This window comes from Flavobacterium branchiicola (assembly GCF_018383905.1).
GTDB lineage: Bacteria > Bacteroidota > Bacteroidia > Flavobacteriales > Flavobacteriaceae > Flavobacterium > Flavobacterium branchiicola.
Map to the genome: position 1 here is coordinate 691,082 of NZ_JAGYWA010000003.1, position 17,710 is coordinate 708,791.

General features: G+C 35.3%; 8 protein-coding genes and 1 riboswitch. Of the genes, 4 read left to right on the forward strand and 4 right to left on the reverse strand.

Annotated features, from left to right (window positions below; translation table 11 throughout):
• Positions 1-25: 25 nt before the first annotated feature.
• From KHA98_RS09795 to KHA98_RS09805, 3 genes are all read right to left on the reverse strand, one after another.
• Positions 26-1,474, reverse strand: a complete 1,449-nt coding sequence (locus KHA98_RS09795; RefSeq protein ID WP_213257668.1) for a hypothetical protein — start codon at positions 1,472-1,474, stop codon at positions 26-28.
• A 272-nt stretch (positions 1,475-1,746) separates the two neighbouring features.
• Complete coding sequence (locus KHA98_RS09800; protein ID WP_213257669.1) at positions 1,747-3,447, reverse strand: RagB/SusD family nutrient uptake outer membrane protein; 1,701 nt, start codon at positions 3,445-3,447, stop codon at positions 1,747-1,749.
• Positions 3,448-3,471: 24 nt separating this feature from the next.
• The gene (locus KHA98_RS09805) at positions 3,472-6,723 is read right to left on the reverse strand and encodes a SusC/RagA family TonB-linked outer membrane protein (RefSeq protein ID WP_213257670.1); all 3,252 of its coding nucleotides are present in this window, start codon (positions 6,721-6,723) and stop codon (positions 3,472-3,474) included.
• A 1,364-nt stretch (positions 6,724-8,087) separates the two neighbouring features.
• On the opposite strand from KHA98_RS09805, the gene KHA98_RS09810 reads away from it, so the two are divergent.
• Complete coding sequence (locus tag KHA98_RS09810; protein WP_213257671.1) at positions 8,088-10,283, forward strand: alpha-galactosidase; 2,196 nt, start codon at positions 8,088-8,090, stop codon at positions 10,281-10,283.
• Positions 10,284-10,696: 413 nt separating this feature from the next.
• Here KHA98_RS09810 and KHA98_RS09815 read toward each other — a convergent pair whose 3' ends face one another.
• Positions 10,697-12,100 (reverse strand): DUF1254 domain-containing protein, encoded by a 1,404-nt coding sequence (locus KHA98_RS09815; RefSeq protein WP_213257672.1) that lies wholly within the window; start codon positions 12,098-12,100, stop codon positions 10,697-10,699.
• Between the two features lie 312 nt (positions 12,101-12,412).
• A riboswitch (cobalamin riboswitch) is annotated at positions 12,413-12,648 on the forward strand.
• Positions 12,649-12,750: 102 nt separating this feature from the next.
• On the opposite strand from KHA98_RS09815, the gene KHA98_RS09820 reads away from it, so the two are divergent.
• The 3 genes from KHA98_RS09820 to KHA98_RS09830 are packed head-to-tail and all read left to right on the forward strand — an operon-like array spanning position 12,751 to position 17,572.
• On the forward strand, positions 12,751-14,802 hold the full coding sequence (locus KHA98_RS09820) for a TonB-dependent receptor plug domain-containing protein (RefSeq protein ID WP_213257673.1): 2,052 nt from the start codon (positions 12,751-12,753) through the stop codon (positions 14,800-14,802).
• Positions 14,803-14,832: 30 nt separating this feature from the next.
• Positions 14,833-15,996, forward strand: coding sequence for a YncE family protein (locus tag KHA98_RS09825; RefSeq protein ID WP_213257674.1), 1,164 nt, complete (start codon positions 14,833-14,835; stop codon positions 15,994-15,996).
• A 10-nt stretch (positions 15,997-16,006) separates the two neighbouring features.
• Positions 16,007-17,572, forward strand: coding sequence for a PL29 family lyase N-terminal domain-containing protein (locus tag KHA98_RS09830; protein WP_213257676.1), 1,566 nt, complete (start codon positions 16,007-16,009; stop codon positions 17,570-17,572).
• Positions 17,573-17,710: the final 138 nt, after the last annotated feature.

A 17,710-nucleotide genomic window follows, 5' to 3' on the forward strand; every position in this document is an offset into this window, starting at 1 on the left:
GTAGTACTTTGGATGGGTTGTTTTTTTACTGACAAACGGCATCTATTTTCTGTCCGGCATTTACCGGAACCTCAACAAATGTATAAGCGTTTCCATTATCTTCTTTAATATGATTGGCGGTAATTTTTTTGCCATTTACTACTATCGAGTTATAATTTCCGGGAAACATCGCTCTCCATTGTATTGCATTTTTGCCTTTGTTGTGCAGTGTTGTTGTTGTTGTTGTTGTTGTTTGGTTGTTGTGTTTTACAAAAAGCACTGTATTTAATACAGCCAAATTGTCGACTTCTGAAATGCCCTCTTTTTTTCCGCGAAATAGTGTTGTTATTGTTTTTTTTGTGGCATCTGCCTGAATACCCATGTAACCGTGTACAATTCCTTCGATTACACCATAAGAAACCTCCGGATATTCTCTTCTTTTTGTAGCAGGATCTGTGAGATGTAAAATATATTCGTAAGCTTTATCTTCAAATCCATATTTATATAATAAAAATGGTAAATAAGATAAACTCTCAACATTGGTTTTCTGTGAAATAATATGTTCAATTGCTTTTTTTGTACGACCTGCATCTTTTAAAGCATCAAACCATAATAAAAAAAGTTCACCTCCGTCTTTGCTAAACTTTCCGTCACTAGTGTAAATTACATTGTAAGCCGAAGCTTTTTCATCCCACCAGATTTGTTCAATTTGTTTTTGATATTTTGCTGCTTCATCTTCAAAATACTGCGCTTTTTCAAATTGTCCTTTTTGTTTTAAAACAGCAGAATACGTCATCAATCCGCGATAAATAGCTGCGACTAAATCGACTCCCATTATTAAACCCGGAATTCCTTCAGAATAGGATGCCAAACCTCGGCATTTATGAAAATCATCTTTTACATTAAAAGGAACCGGACTGTTCTTAAATTCGGATCTTGCTAGCAACGAATCTGCCTGAAGTGACCAGCGTTCTATGTAATTAGTAGTTGATTTTTCGAAGAAATTCTCAAACTCCGGATTATTAATATAGCTTTCGTCACCTGTCCATAAATACAATCTCCAGCAGGCATACATAACATCAAAATTACTGTTTAGATTGTACCAGAATTCTTTGTCGTTTCTATAATCTTCGGGTGCCGGTTTTCCAAATTTATTGATTTCCCAATAAGAACACCAATCCTTATTTTCTGAAATATTCTGAGCAAATAACGAAAGCATATTTTTGTTTTCTTTACTTAATCCCAGTATTTCAGCGCCAATACTTTGATGTGATACATCGCGCATACAAAAAGCTGCTCTTGCCGGAAGTGCCGCTTCATACCACGGTCCAACCGGATCATTGGAGTCTCCTTTATAACTTAAAGCCATACGTTGTGCACGATCAAAAGCTAATTGTATCGCAGCATCAGAAGACTTGAATGTTGTTGTACTTTGGGCAAATGCATTCAAAAAGAAACAACAATTAACGATTGTAATTATAAATCCTTTTATCATATTGTATCATTAAAATTTTAAAAGCAAACCCACACAACCTATTTGGTGGGCTTGCTTACAAATTAATTAAACTAAATTGTTGCATATAATTTGTTGAGCATAATTTTAACACATAGAAACATAGCTTTTTTTGTCTATAAAAAGGCGTTTCACTTGCATTAACAAACATAGCTATGTGTTAGAAACTAGTTTCTTTTTAAAATCTTTTTAGCGATATTTAAAATAATCTATGTTGCTATGTGTTAAAAATAATTACACCCAACGGGTTCTTTTTAATTATAACCCGGATTTTGAACCAAACTTGTTCTGTTGATTTCATCTCTCGGAATTGGTAATAAATAATGCTGTGGTTTGAAAATTCTCTCCTGAACTTTTGAGTAGGTGTAAGTTCTCGTTCCGTCACTATTTTTAGTGATTATTACGCCCATTAAAGGTTTGTTTTCTGTAACATCGGCAATTTTCCAACGACGAACATCGTAATAACGGAATCCTTCCAGACACAATTCAACTTGTCTTTCGTTGCGAATTTTATCTTCCAAAGCTGTTCCTGTCAATCCTGATAATGGTGCTGTAATTCCTGCACGTTGTCTAAGTGTATTTAAATACTGAATAGCTGTTCCTTCATTACCTAATTTAAATTGTGCTTCGGCATAGTTCAGGTAAATTTCACTTAAACGGGAAATAATCCAGGCTTTGTTGGTTTGTGTCTCGCTGTTATAATTGTAGGTTGTATCACAATATTTACGGAATGTGTAACGGGTTTTACTTGCATTCCACGTATCCCATCCCTGAGGAGAATCTAATCCTCCCTCATAAAATTCGGCTTTGTTTGAACTTCCTGCATCGTAACGATCTTTGCAGAATTCAGGTTTTCCGTATGCACGTCCGTCATATACAATATTTTTGTAAAAACGCGGATCTCTGTTTACGTAAGGTTTCTGTGGATTATAACCGGAAGAAGCATCTGTAATATCTTTTCCATCTGCAGTTCCAAAAGCATCAATTAATCCCTGGCTTGGCGCAAAATTGGCCCAACCATGAAAACCACTTGGAGAATTAAACATTTCTACTCCGTTGAAAGCGCTCCATTGCGGATCTTTACTAGACAAACGAGAAAAAATAATTTCTGAATTATTGGTTGTAAAAAGATCTTCGTATTTTTTATCATAAAGCTGATAGATATTTAGATCCATAACTGCTTTTGCAGCGTCTGAAGCTTTTTTCCATTTTGCCATATCATTAGTAGTATTCCATAACGGACTTGCTGCATAAAGCAATGCTCTTGATTTTATCGCCAAAGCCGCACCTTTTGTAACTCTGCCCAGACTCGAAGCATTTAGAGGTAATAGCTCTGCTGCTTTGTCTAATTCTGTAACAATAAAGTCAACGCATTGATCGTAAGAACTGCGCTCTACAGCAAAATTACTGTTTAGATCAAAAGGAACAGTTACCAAAGGAACTCCACCGTAATCATTGCTTAATTTAAAATAAGCATATGCTCTTAAAAAGAATACCTCTCCTTTTAATCTGTTGCGCCAAGCATCATCACCGGGAACTTTATCGATTCGGGACAAAAAGATGTTACAATTCTGAATTGTGGCGTAAGTTGGTTTCCAGGAATCAAAATTACCTGCATTATCCGGTGTAAGCGCGCCTGAATTAAGGTTCCAGATATCGTAGTCGTTAAAATTATTAAAGGCTTCGTCGCAGGCAGTAGATAAAACCCAGCTGCGGTTTGTTCTGTCATTCCAGTTGTGCTGTGTACTTGGTAATACGGTATAAAGATTATTAGCAAAAGCTTCAGCAAGTTTCAAATCGTTCCATACTGTTGCATCTGTATAAGAATCTAACGGAACTTTGTCTAAAGGATCTTCACTACAAGACGTAAGAGAGGCAATTGCGATACAAAAAGAGGCAAAGATAAAAGCCTTCTTTTTTAGATCTGTTAGTTTATTGGTTTTATAATTTTTCATGTCTGATGTTTTTTTATTGCACTATTATAATTCAATACTCAAACCGATTCTGTAGATACGGGTTTGTGGATAGCTAACTCCTGTTTTATTATCAGTTTCAGGGTCTCTGTTGTATTTTTTCATGTGATCGATAGAAAACAAGTTCGTACCTCCTGCAAAAAATCTCATGTTTTGTACCCCAAATCTTGAAAGCAATGTTTGTGGTAAAGTATAGGATACTTCTAAAGATTTTAATCTAAAGAAAGAAGCGTCTCTTAACCAGAAGTCTGCATCGATATTGTTTCTATTATCAGAATCATTGAAGGCTACAGGATACTTTGAGTTTGGATTTTCTGCTGTATATCTGTCATTGTACAACCAGGTTGGCGGCGCTATAATTGCACCTTGTGCCTGAGAAAGTATCATTTGTTTTGCTTTTGCCTGACCTGTCCAAAGCATGTCTACAGAGAATCCTTTGTACTCTGCTCTAATCGGAATACCATAAGCAATTTTTGGTGTTGCAGATTCCGGGATCAGTACTTTATCATTTGTTGTAATACTACCATCATTGTCTGTATCTTTTACCCAAATATCTCCAGGTTTTGCTCCTTCAAAGTGAGCTGAATTATCCACCTCTGCCTGTGTACGATAAATGCCGTTTGTTTGATACACCATCCAGGAATCAATAGCTTTTCCTGTTGATTTTTGCCATGCCGGAATGTTTGCTGCTTCATCGCGAAACAATACTTCACTCTGAGCATATGTAAAATTAAAACCAATACTGTATTTAAAAATATGAGTGTTATCGGCATAATTTACAGACCAGTCTGTACCTCTGTTGATAGATTTTCCAATATTTTCTTTTGGCAACGCTAATCCTGTATATAATGGTACAGATGCATTTCTTGCTGCTAAAATATCTGATCTTTCATTACTGAAATAGTCAAAAGTTGCTGTTAATTTGTTACCTAAGAATCCGAAATCAAAACCGATATTTTTAGAATCCTGTATTTCCCAGGTAATGTAAGGGTTTGGAGTAGCAGAAAGATAAATACTATTATTCAGGGTAAAATCGGAACCAAAGTAGTTGTAAAGCTGCTGATCTGTAATTAACTGATATCGGGTTAAGAACATATATTGATTCAGGTAAGTAACATTGTCAATTTTTTCTTTTAAATCGTCATTACCCATTCTTCCCCATGAAGCTCTTATTTTAAGCTGGTCAATTGCTTTTATATTATTTTTGAAAAATGGTTCCTCAGAAATTTTCCATCCCGCAGATACTGAAGGAAACATACCCCAACGTGTAGAAGATGGGAAATTAAAAGATCCATTGTAACGTGCCGCAACCTCTGCAAAGTATTTGTTGTCGTAGTTATACCCTACTCTTCCTAAGTAACTTTCTCTTCCGTCCTGATAAGCACTTCCACTTGCATTTTGCCCTTTTGTACTTCCTGTAAAAATCTGATCTAACTGGTCACTTAATAAATCTCTTCTGTAAGCAATCGTTTCTGTTTTGTCAGTTGTTGTTTGTTCGTATCCTGCAAAGGCATTAAATGCATGTTTATTAAATTTACGATCGTAAGCTAATTTTATAAAATATGTATTTTGATTGGTAATTTGCTCATTCTGCAATACACTTGTTATACTTGTACTGTTTCTTACGTTATTATAACTGTCATTTGTTTTATCGTAAGCATAAGCATCCCAAGGTCTGGTGAATTTTTTCTCACTGCGCACATTGTAGTCAAATGCAGCATATCCGCTTAAAGATAAACCTTCCGTAATTTTAGGTAATTTCAGGTCAAATCCAATTTTTGGGTTTACAATTAAATTTATAACCTTATCATAACCCGCTTTCGAAGAAGACATTAAAATTGGATTTTTTCCATTTGCAATACCAGAAGATGGATAACCATTTTTCCAATACGCCGGAATAAAAGGATACATACTTACCGTTTCGTGCATAATACTTGACATACTTGGCGCTGGATAATTTCTGTCTTCTTTACGCGTCGCGATATCCAGATTTACCTTAAAGTTTGAGGTAATATTAACATCAATATTTGATCTTAAGTTAAACTGTCTGTAGCGTTCGTCGCTATCTCTAAGATTACTTTCCTGATTTAAATATTGTCCCGAAAAGAAATATTTTACTTGCTCAGTTCCTCCGTTTACGGACATCGAAACATTGGTTTGCGGAGCATCTTTTCTGTATACTTCCTTAAGCCAGTTTGTACTCGTGTAATTAGGATCGTTTCCTGCTTTATACTTATCAATTTCTGATTGTGCATAAGGAAGTGTAGTTCCTTTATTAGCATTAAGTTCATTATAATACGTCATGTATTGCCAGGAATTAACCCTTTCATCCATTCTCGTTAATTGTTGAATTCCGTAAGAACCATCAACTTTAATAGTTGGCGCACCTACTTTACCTCTTTTTGTAGTAACTAAGATTACTCCGTTTGCAGATCGAACACCATAAATTGCCGCCGATGCATCTTTTAAAACCGTAACCGATTCGATATCATCAGGATTAATTCTGTTTAAATCACGATCCGGAATACCGTCTACAACAATAAGCGGCCCCGTTCCTGATCCAAATGAGTTAAACCCTCTGATTAAAAGACTTGAACTATCGTCTCCCGGTCTTCCTGAACGGTTATTGGCAATTACTCCAGACATACGCCCGGCAATCCCGTTTGAAACGTTTGCAGATGCATTTTGAGTCAGAACCGAACCTTTAATCGAAGCAATTGCTCCCGTTGTAGTCGCTTTTTTTTGTGTACCATATCCCACAACTACTACTTCATTCAACGTCTGATTTTGTTCTTCCAGTTGAATATTCGTTGCCGCATTTGCACTCACTTCTCTAGTTACAAAACCCGTAAAAGAGATTACAAGAATACTGTTTGACTCCGGAACATCTATTGTAAAATTACCATCGAAGTCCGTGGTAACCCCAATTTTTGTACCTTTTACCATAACATTCACTCCAGGAAGCGGTTCTCCTTTTGAGCCTGTTACTTTTCCTTTTACAGTCTTAACTACATAAGATAAAGCATTCGCATTTGTGCTTTTTGATAATTCAGAAAGCGATAAGTTTCCCGTATATAAATCATTTCCCGTACGTGGAAAATCATTTAACTTCAGAGAAAATTTTGCATCATTTGATTCTGTCGCCGCAGAAACCTGTAATGTCATGGCTAATAAAATCCCCGAAGTCAGTTTGGTAACTTTCCAGATTTCAGAAGTAAGCCAATCGTTAGATTGTTTGTCTTTGGTTAATAATTTCATTTTCTAAATGGTTATTGGTTAGTAATGTATATTCAAGTTCTTTGAATTCGTTTCTGGTTTTTCATTTGAGATTGTAATGAAAAGAGTGTGATGTTGAAATCCAAAATTATAAATGTTACGAACTTGTACATACCAGTACCTACTAGTTTTTTATGAAATCCTCAAAGAATTGGTAAAATTTAAATTAATACAAAAATTAAAGTGGATAATATATGAATAAAAACCACTAAACAGCTTTTTATCTAAAAGGGAAGATTTTTCGGATATTTTACAGTTTCAAAAATTACCTGCAAACAGGAGAAGAGATAAAACTATTTCATTCAAAAAAATCAAAACAAAAAATGATAAAACATTGTGTAATCATCTTATAGCCCATTTTTGCAAACTGAACATCTTAAGAACAAAATTGTCTATTGCTTTCTTTAGATAAAAACAACTAATAAATAGAGTAAGGCCTTTCAACCGTTTTTTGTTAAAATGATAGAATCTCACTTTTTAAAAAGTGGATAATATAGTATCAGAATTAGATTTTACTAAATTTACAAGGTCATTTTGACCATAAATACCCAATAAACCATACCAGTGCAAATTGATGGGTTAATATGTAAGACTAAGCTTGCTTAAATTTCCTGTTTTTTGATTTAAGATGTGATTTTTAGGTAATAAAATATCAGAATCATAAAAAAGAAAGTTAATATTACGAATGCAACAATATTTTTAGCCGTTAATTTTTTGCTTCAGATTGATTTTTGGTGGAATTATATCTCAAAAATGAGCTCAAAAAGGCGAATTTCTTTCACTGGTAGGGTTTTCGGTAGTAAATATAATGGCTGATTTATTTTCAAATTATTTTCTTCTTCAAAAAATTCTATCCATTTCAAAATACTATTTTAACAAATCTTATAATCCATTATTCTGGTAAAAAGTTATCCTTGCCAATACAGTTCAAAGTGAGAAATTCTTCGATTTTTCTACTTCTTTTTATTCATTTTTATCTATTCAGGAAAATATACTATTTGTCGCATTTTTTAGAATATTATAAACCTAAAATATTCTTATAATAAGAACGAGTTTTTTGGTGTATCAAAAATAAACTGGTAGGTACAGGTATGTAACAAATTCTGATTTGTTCTACTTTTGAATTTCATAATTTCATAATTTAAGCAACAGAATCTCATATCATAGCTATTTATATTGTGAATTCAACAATATAAAACCCCGAATTGCTACATAATGACATTCTCAATCAATTACATTAATTGATCCAATTTTAGTTTAAAAGTGCCATTGTGCACCTTTCAACTATGCTTTAGAAATTTAAAACCACAATTACAACATACGCTTACTATTACTAAATAACTATTATGAAAAAACTATTTCTACTGGCATTCACCATCTTGTTTTGCAAAGTGCAGGCGCAAGAAGCACAAATTAAGATCGAAACCCAAAACACTGCTTTGATTTTAAAAGCGGCAAAAAACGGATCTCTTTACCAGGCTTATTTAGGGACAAAACTGGAAAGTGACTTTGGATATAACGCTTTATCGAAAGAGAACACCAAATCGTTTGTTATTAATGACGGAAATCCTTTGGTTAATTTAAGACATCAGGCTTACCCGACTTATGGTACAGAGAATTTATTTGAATCGGCAATCAGAATGACGCACAATGACGGAAACCCATCTCTGGAATTGGTTTACGTAAGTCATAATACTGCAAAAATTGATGGGAATACTACTGAAACTATGGTAAAAATGAAGGACCCTGTTTATCCTGTAGAGGTAACGCTTCATTACAAATCTTTTTATAAGGAAAATATTATTGAGCAATGGACGGAAATTGTACATCATGAAAAGAAACCTGTAACGCTTTATAACTATGCTTCATCAATGTTGCATTTTGATGCAGATCAATACTGGCTGACTCAGTTTCATGGTGACTGGGCAAAGGAAGTTCGCATGCAGGAAAGCCAGTTAACGAGCGGTACCAAAGTAATTGATTCTAAATTGGGCGTTCGTACCAATATGTATCAGACTCCTGTTTTCTTTCTGTCGCTAAATGCTAAAGCCGAAGAAAATTCGGGAGATCTTGTTGCCGGGACGATTGCGTGGTCAGGAAATTTTAAATTTGCTTTTGAATTAGACAATAAAAATTCGCTTAGAATAAGTTCCGGAATCAACCCTTTTGCCTCTGAATATAGTTTACAACCGGGAAAAGTTTTTACAACACCTTCTTTTATTTATACTTTTTCGAATAAAGGAAAAGGACAAGCGAGCCGAAATTTACATTCATGGGCGAAGAATTATGGAATTAAAGATGGTGATAAATCCCGTTTGACTTTATTAAACAACTGGGAAACGACATTTTTTAATTTTGATGAAAAGAAGCTAACCGACATGTTTGCCGATTCTAAAACGTTAGGCGTTGATCTATTTTTGCTGGATGATGGCTGGTTTGGAAATAAATACCCAAGAAGCGGCGATAAATCTGGTTTGGGAGACTGGCAGGCTACTAAAACAAAATTGCCAAACGGAATTGGTTTTCTAATGCAGGAAGCAGAAAAAACGGGCGTAAAATTCGGAATCTGGATTGAACCGGAAATGGTGAACCCGAAAAGCGAATTGTATGAAAAACATCCGGACTGGGTTTTAAAATTGCCAAACAGACCCGAGAGTTATTATCGTTCACAATTGGTTCTGGATTTATGCAATCCGCAAGTACAGGATTTTGTTTTCAAGACTGTTGATGATATTATGCAGACCAATTCTGGTGTTGCCTTTTTTAAATGGGATTGTAACCGAATGATGACCAACGCCTACTCTACTTATTTAAAGAATCAGCAATCACATTTGTTTATTGAATATACTAACGGTTTATATAAAGTTTTAGATCGAATTAAAACAAAATATCCGCATTTACCTATGATGCTTTGCGCCGGCGGTGGCGGAAGAACCGATTACGCACTGCTTAATTATTTCACTGAATTTTGGGCAAGTGACAATACCGATCCGTTCAACAGAGTATTTATACAATGGGGATATTCTCAGTTTTTCCCGGCATTTTCAATCTGTAATCATGTTACTTCATGGGGAAATCAGTCTATTAAATTCAAAACTGATGTTGCCATGATGGGTAAATTAGGTTTTGATATTAATATAAAGGAACTGAAAGAAAAAGAATTAAAATATACTCAGGATGCAGTTGCCAACTACAAACGCTTAAGTGAGGTAATCTGGCATGGCGATATGTACAGAATGGTTTCTCCTTATGAGGAAACCCGTGCCGTTTTAATGTATGTAAACGAGTCTAAAAGCAAAGCTGTTTTATTCTCTTATACACTACATCCGCTTTATGATCCGCAATATAATGCTGTTCGCTTTCAGGGATTAGATCCAAAGAAAACATATAAAATAGAAGAAATAAACATAATGCCTGAAGCAAAAAAAACGATTGAAGAATCTGGCGAATCTTTTACAGGAGATTACCTGATGAATGTAGGTTTAAGAGTTTCTTCCTCTAAAGTAGAATCTAGCGTTGTACTGGAAATCACAGAAATATAAAGTTCTATAAGAAACTTTAAAAAGAGCCCCCAAATATTTTGAATTAGTGTTAGTATAAAAGCCTTTCTATGGAGAAATCCATTCGAAAGGCTTTTTTACATTTTAAAATAGCACGCGGATAAAACGGATTTACTTCGTAAAAACGCGGATAAAACGGATTTTTTTTAAATTCTTTATACAAATCCGTTTTATCCGCGTTTTCATGATAATGAATCTGTCTAATCCGCGTCAAAATTTATGTTATTTTAATTACCCCCAACGGGTTAAGATCATTAAAAAAACAAGCTTTAACACATAGCTATGTGCATTGAAATTAGTGAAACGCCTTTTTCTAAAGTTTAGAAAAGCTATGTTTCTATGTGTTAAAACAAATTTCACCCAACGGATTTTTATCAGTATACTTTTTAAGTGGTCTATTTTACTTTTTCCGGTAAAGGCATTTTCCAAACCCCATTAATTACATCGGGTTGTGGTCCGTAAATACGCATTACATACATAAAATTTTCATTTTTAGGCGTAGGCAGCCAATTGCTTTCTTTGTCTTTTCCCGGCGATGTTGCTTCTAAATAAATTATCAAATCTCCGTTGGCTTCATATTTCAGGCCTTTTGTTTTTTCTCCAATAGAATATCTCTGAATTGGATTTGGAACCAAAAAACGTTTAGGTAAATTATACATCGTAATACTCCAGAAATACTTGGCTTCAGGAAGCTGATTTTTTGAAAATCGTATTACATATTTATTATTTCCTGATAAAGGCTGATTGTCTTTATCAACAGCACTTCCAGTATAAACGGCTTCCTCTTTTGTATTACCGTATATTCCTGCAGCTGCGGCAATGGCGCGATTCAAATAGTTATTTTTTAATGCCGCTCTTGTACCAAATAAGCTTGTATAATCTTTAACCTCATTTGTTTTAGTTTCCAATTCCTGTTTCGCTTCTGCGATTCCTTTTTCTATGGCTTTTATGGTTTCTGCGGGATATTTAGAACTATCAAAAGCTACACCCGGAACAATTCCTATTTTAGCAAAACGTTCGCGAAGTCCCTTTTCGCTTTCATCTACACTCGCGTATTGCAATAACGAATTCAATACATTAATAAATTCCGGAGAACTAAAATCGGCTTCTTTCCAGGCAGGAAGTGGCAAATTGTATTTTTTTTCAGCCGGAACAGCTTCTTTTGTGTATTCGTGTAACGGAATCAATTTGTATTGTGCTTGTATTTTTTTAAGATTAGGTATATCTGCAGGGCTATCCAACTCTGTACGACCAATTAAAAAAATTAAATTCGTCTCTGAATGTAAAACTTTATCAATTCCTTTTGGTGTTTCACCTTTCCAGTCCGGACCCGCGATAAGGTATTTTCCTCCCTGATTTCCTGTTGCGCGCGATCCAACATATTCAAAATTAAAAGTATACAAATCTGTCAATTGCATCACAAAATAGCGGTCACCGTCAATTTTTGGAATCTGAAGAATTACAGGTTCATCAGAAACATTAATCGCTGCTGTAGAATATGGAGTATCATTATTTATGGTTACAACCAATGTATCCGCAGGCGTGGCGCTCATGGCAACGCTTCTAAATTTATTAAATCCCATAAATTCTTTTGCATCTTTATTGACTGCACTGGAATATATAGTCTTGTAATTATAAAATATTGGATACCCATAAATCCAGGCTTCTTTTGCAATGGCCGTTATCGAGTCTGAAGAAATATTGGCATCAACAGCATTTGTTGCATCGGCAAATTTTTCTTTCTTGCAGGCTGTTGTTATTAAAAATGCAATAATTAAAATGGAAGTAAGCTTTTTCATAATTGTGGTTTAGGCGGTTTTACAAAAGGTCTGTTTAGTAACATCTTATAAAATTAAATTAAAAAAAAGTACTTCTTTCTTTTCAGGTTCAAACATGGTTGCAAATTATAAGTTGCAACCATGTTTAGTACATTTTAAGTGTCATTTATTATTGAAAAACACTGAAACTAATACCATTAATCCGAAAATGAAGACTTTAAAAAATGTTTAAAAATGCGCTCTTTTTTAAGAAAGTATTTCAACAAAACACAGAAAATAAAAGAATTAAAAGTTTTTTTATCAAATATCTTGTATAAACATGCATAGTTTATTTACCTTTGCGCCCGCAATGGTTTAGCTATACTTATCAAGTTTAGTTAACGAAGAGGGAATCAGGTGCAAATCCTGAACAAGCCCGTTACTGTAAATTCCATGCAACATTTTGGCAGATTTTGTGCTTTTTAAAAGCTTTTAAAATCTAATCTTTTGCCACTGCATTTTTTCTAAATGTGGGAAGGCCGATCAAAATGGGAATAAGTCAGGAGACCTGCCACTGCACATAAATTCAGACTCTCGTGGACCAGAGTTTTGAAAAAAGCACAACTATCAAACTAACATTTGATTTCGATTTTTCCGTTAATAACTATTTAGTTTAAATAGAGTATTTTATTATGCACTTATGTAAACATAGGCGTTATCGCCTGCTACATGGTGGCTTATTCTCATTGGCGTGGATTTTATTTATAAGTCCGGTTTATGCACAGGATAAACCCCATGAGGTTCATAAAGAAGCTGATTCTTTGCAACCTAACCATTTAAAAGAGGTAATTCTAACTACAAGCAAACGCGAGTTTAAGTTAGAATCGCCAATGCCGGTTCAGATCCTGTCCGGAAAACAACTGGAAAAACTCAACAGTCTTACGGTTGCCGATGCGATACGGTATTTTTCGGGCGTTCAGCTAAAAGATTATGGCGGAATTGGCGGTTTAAAAACCATCAATGTCCGAAGTTTGGGAAGCGCACACACAGCAGTTTTTTATGACGGAATGAGCGTGGCAAATGCCCAAAACGGACAAGTTGATTTAGGCAAATATACGCTTGACAATATTGAAGCCATCGAACTATATAATGGTCAGAAATCGACTATTTTTCAGCCTGCGAGAGGTTTTTTTGCTTCAAGTACACTTTATCTCAAAACCAAAACTCCTGTCTTTACTTCCGGAAAAAAGGCAAATGTAAAAGCTTCTGTTAAAACAGGATCATTCGGACTTTTTAATCCTTCTGTGCTTTATCAGCAAAAAATAACTTCTACAATCTCACTTACGGCAAGTACAGAATGGCTTACTGCCGATGGAAAATACAAATATCGTTATCAGAAAAAAAACGGTTATGATACTACAGCCGTTCGGCAAAATGGAGATATTGAGGCTTTACGAAGTGAATTAAATCTTCATGCCAAAGTAGGTGCAAACGGAGAAGCTTCACTTAAAGCCTATTACTACGATTCAGAACGCGGACTTCCAGGTGCCATTCTCGCCAACCGCTACGATTACTACCAAAGACAATGGGACAGGAACTTTTTTGTTCACGGATCGTATCAAAATACATTTTCAAAAAAATACGAATTATTAGCCAATGTAAAATTCAGCAGAGATTATAGTCGTTATATCGATCCGGATTATAAAACGCTTGAAGGCGCACTGGATAATCGTTATTATCAAAATGAATTTTATGCCTCGGTTGTCAATCAGTATACGGTTAAGGATTGGTGGAAAGTATCTTTTGCAACCGATTTTTCTATTAATACGCTCGATGCCAATTTATACCGATTTCCGTACCCGACGCGATATTCTTATTTAGGTGCATTATCTACCGAAATGCATTGGCAAAGACTCGATATTCAGGCCAATCTTTTAGGCGCTTATGTTGATGAACAGGTCAAATATTATCAGCAAGGCGATAGTCAGCATGTTTTTTGTCCGGTTGTTTCGGCTTCGTTTCAGCCATTCGACAGCAAAAACTTCAGAATAAGAGCATTTTATAAAGAATCTTTCAGAATGCCTACTTTCAATGATTTGTATTATACTTTTATAGGCAACAGTTCTTTAAAACCTGAATTTACAACACAATACGATTTTGGAACGACTTACCTAATTGAGCCCAAAAAGTTTTTACAATCCGCATCTTTCCAGGCCGATGTTTATTACAATAAAGTAAAAGACAAAATTGTGGCCATGCCCTCTTCTAACCTTTTTAGATGGACAATGATGAATCTTGGTGTCGTAGATATTCGGGGTCTGGAACTCAATACCAACTTTGTTTTTAGATTTCCAGAGCAAATATTTCTTGATTTAGGTTTGAGTTATACCTATCAGAAGGCAATAGACATTACACCAAAAGGCACTACTTACGGAGATCAGATTCCTTACACACCACGCAATAGCGGCACGGTAACCTCATCTGTAAACTGGAAAAACTGGTCAGTCAATTACAGTTTTATTTATACAGGAGAACGATACAGTCAAAAAGCCAATATACCTGTAAATTATGTAAAGCCTTGGTACACCAGCGATATGGCTTTGATATGGGATGGGAAAATTTCAAAATTCCCAACAAAAGTAAGTGGTGAAATCAATAATGTATTTAACCAATATTACGATGTCGTCCTGAACTTTCCTATGCCGGGAAGAAATTACCGTCTTACATTATCCGTCAATTTTTGATGAGAACATTCAAAACCTAAATAAACAACTATGAAAACAAATTTTAAATTTTGGCTCTTACTCGCTTTTATAGCCATTGGCCTTCAGGGATGTCAGGAAGAGGATCCCATTATTCCCGAAGAAGTCGTTGTGCTTCCGCCCGAAGTTGTCACAACAGTAGATGGTTTTTATCTGCTTAATGAAGGAAACATGAACATGAACAAAGCTTCATTAGATTATTATGATTATGCTACCGGAACGTACCGTCGTAATGTATACGGACAGGCAAATCCTGATGCTACATTAGGTTTGGGAGATGTTGGAAACGATATTGGCGTTTACGGAAGTAAAGTATATGCAGTGATCAATAACTCTAACAAAATTGAAGTTATGGATGCAACGACTTCTAAACGTTTGAAAGTTATTGAGGTAAAAAACTGTAGATACATAACATTTGCAAACGGAAAAGCTTTTGCAAGTGCGTATGATGGCGAAGTAGAACTGGGTGAAAATTCCCCAAACGGATTTGTAGCCGAAATTGACACTACAGCATTGCAAATTACCAGAACAGTAAAAGTAGGCCGTCAGCCTGAGGAAATGGCCGTTGTGGGAGACAAACTTTATGTAGCCAATTCAGGAGGTTATAGTCCGCCTAATTATGAAAAAACAATTTCGGTAATCGATCTAAAAACGTTTACAAAAACCAAAGATATAGAAGTCGCTATTAATCTTCACCGCCTTGAAGCCGATGCCGATGGCGATTTGTACGTAAGTTCAAGAGGTGATTATTATGATATTCCTTCAAAACTTTATGTGATTGATACCAAAACCGATCAGATCAAGAAATCCTTTGATATTGCTTGTTCCAATCTTACTATCGTGGGCGACAAAGCCTACATTATTGGATCAGAATTTAGTTATACCACTTTCGATTATAAGATTAATTATTCTGTGATCGATGTAAAAAGCGAGACTTTACTTTCCGGAAGTTTTTTACCTAAAGCGGTTACAGACGAAATTAAAACGCCTTACGGTTTAGCTGTTGATCCAATATCCTTAAACATCTTCGTTACAGATGCCGGTGATTATGTTTCGCCAGGAAAACTGTATTGTATTGATCAAAATGGTCAAACAAAATTTACTGTAACAACTGGTGATATTCCTGCTCATTTTGCTTTTAAACTAAAGAAAACAATAAAAACTAAAAACCCTTAAATTTTAAAACATGAAAAAAATTTTACTTGCCTTGTCTGTTATCCTGCTTTTGTCAGGATGTTATAAAGATGATATTAACGATTTGAAAAATGATGTTAATGATTTAAAAAGCAGAATGGCGCAGTATGAAAACTTATTAGATGTACTCAACAAACGTTTGTATGTAGTAAGTTACGAAACCAAAGAAGGCAGCTATGTAATTACCATGAGTGACGGAACCAAATTAACGGTTCGCGATACCTCATCTTTTATAAAAATTGGAGAAAATGGCAATTGGTGGATTGATGGTGTAGATACCGGAAAATCTGCAAAAGGAGAAAGCGGTCAAAATGGAGAGAAAGGTGAAACTCCAAAAATTGCTATCGGTTCAAATGGAAACTGGATTATAAATGATGTTGACAGCGGAATATCGGCTTCTGGTCAAAAAGGAAAAGATGCGGCTGAAATTACAGCGGTTTCATTGGCCAACGGTACTATGACTTTTACATTTGCAGATGGTCGCACAATTAGTATTCTGGCAAGTGCTCCCGAAATAACTTTAGCAAGTCCTGCTGGTGGTTTTGTGGTAGATAAAATGCAATGGTTCAGAGTTCAGCCTCAACTGACAAACGCAGCCGGAGCAACTTACAAATGGTTGGTAAACGATGCAGAAGTAGCTGCAACAGCAGATTTATTTTCTATTTTCTCTACTCCGGGAACGTACAATATTGTTTTTAAAGCGAAAAATGGCGTGGGCGAAAATTCTAAAACTTTTACTTTAACTGTAAATGATAAAACGTATTTAAACAGAATTACCAACGTTTTTGATTTCTTCCCTGCACCGGGACAATTTACAAATGCATTACCGGCTGCAACAATAGCAGATACAGATGAAACTATGCGTGTAAAAGCCGAAACTGCTTTAACTTCCGGAAGTATGATAAGCCTTGGCGGATTTGGTGGTTACGTACAATTTGGTTTTGACCATACGATTATCAATAAAGAAGGAAATGATTTTGTGGTTTTAGGAAATGCTTTTACAGACTGGGCTGAGCCGGGAATTGTAATGGTTTCTTATGATGCCAACGGAAATGGAAAAGCGGATGACGAATGGTACGAAATTGCCGGTTCTGAGCACAATAAACCAACTACTATTAAAAACTACGAAATCACGTATTACAAACCAGACGCTGAACCTGTAAACCCGAATGAACCAAATTACATTCGTTGGACTGATAATCAAGGACAAACTGGTTATGTTTCTAAAAACTCTTTTCACAAACAAACGTTCTACCCAATGTGGAAAGGAAGCAGTGTTACTTTTAAAGGAACTTTCCTGAAATCTAATATCTACGATAAATCCGGAAAAGGAAACAACTGGGCAAATCCTGCTTACGACTGGGGTTACACAGACAACTGGGCAAATGCCGACGTTAGAGGTCAAATAGACATAAGCTGGGCTGTAAATGCAAAAGGTGAACCTGTAAAACTAAAAGGTGTTGATTATATCAAAGTGTACAACTCCAACCGCGCCGAAGGTGGCTGGTTAGGAGAAGTTTCTACCGAAGTTTCAGGATTTAAAGATTTGAATTTGTAATAAATTCTGGTTTCTATAAAAGTAAAAAGCCTTCAAGATCATTTTGATTTTGGAGGCTTTTTGCTTTTAAATAATAAATAATAAATTTCTAATTTCGGAAAAATTAACCTTAATGAGAACTAATTGAGCATACTTCAG

Bases quoted from the DNA above. Each gene is read 5' to 3' on its own strand.
- KHA98_RS09795 (WP_213257668.1), bottom strand. From the start codon at position 1,474: ATGATAAAAGGATTTATAATTACAATCGTTAATTGTTGTTTCTTTTTG.
- KHA98_RS09830 (WP_213257676.1), top strand. From the start codon at position 16,007: ATGAAAAAAATTTTACTTGCCTTGTCTGTTATCCTGCTTTTGTCAGGA.
- KHA98_RS09810 (WP_213257671.1), top strand. From the start codon at position 8,088: ATGAAAAAACTATTTCTACTGGCATTCACCATCTTGTTTTGCAAAGTG.
- KHA98_RS09820 (WP_213257673.1), top strand. From the start codon at position 12,751: ATGCACTTATGTAAACATAGGCGTTATCGCCTGCTACATGGTGGCTTA.
- KHA98_RS09805 (WP_213257670.1), bottom strand. From the start codon at position 6,723: ATGAAATTATTAACCAAAGACAAACAATCTAACGATTGGCTTACTTCT.
- KHA98_RS09825 (WP_213257674.1), top strand. From the start codon at position 14,833: ATGAAAACAAATTTTAAATTTTGGCTCTTACTCGCTTTTATAGCCATT.
- KHA98_RS09815 (WP_213257672.1), bottom strand. From the start codon at position 12,100: ATGAAAAAGCTTACTTCCATTTTAATTATTGCATTTTTAATAACAACA.
- KHA98_RS09800 (WP_213257669.1), bottom strand. From the start codon at position 3,447: ATGAAAAATTATAAAACCAATAAACTAACAGATCTAAAAAAGAAGGCT.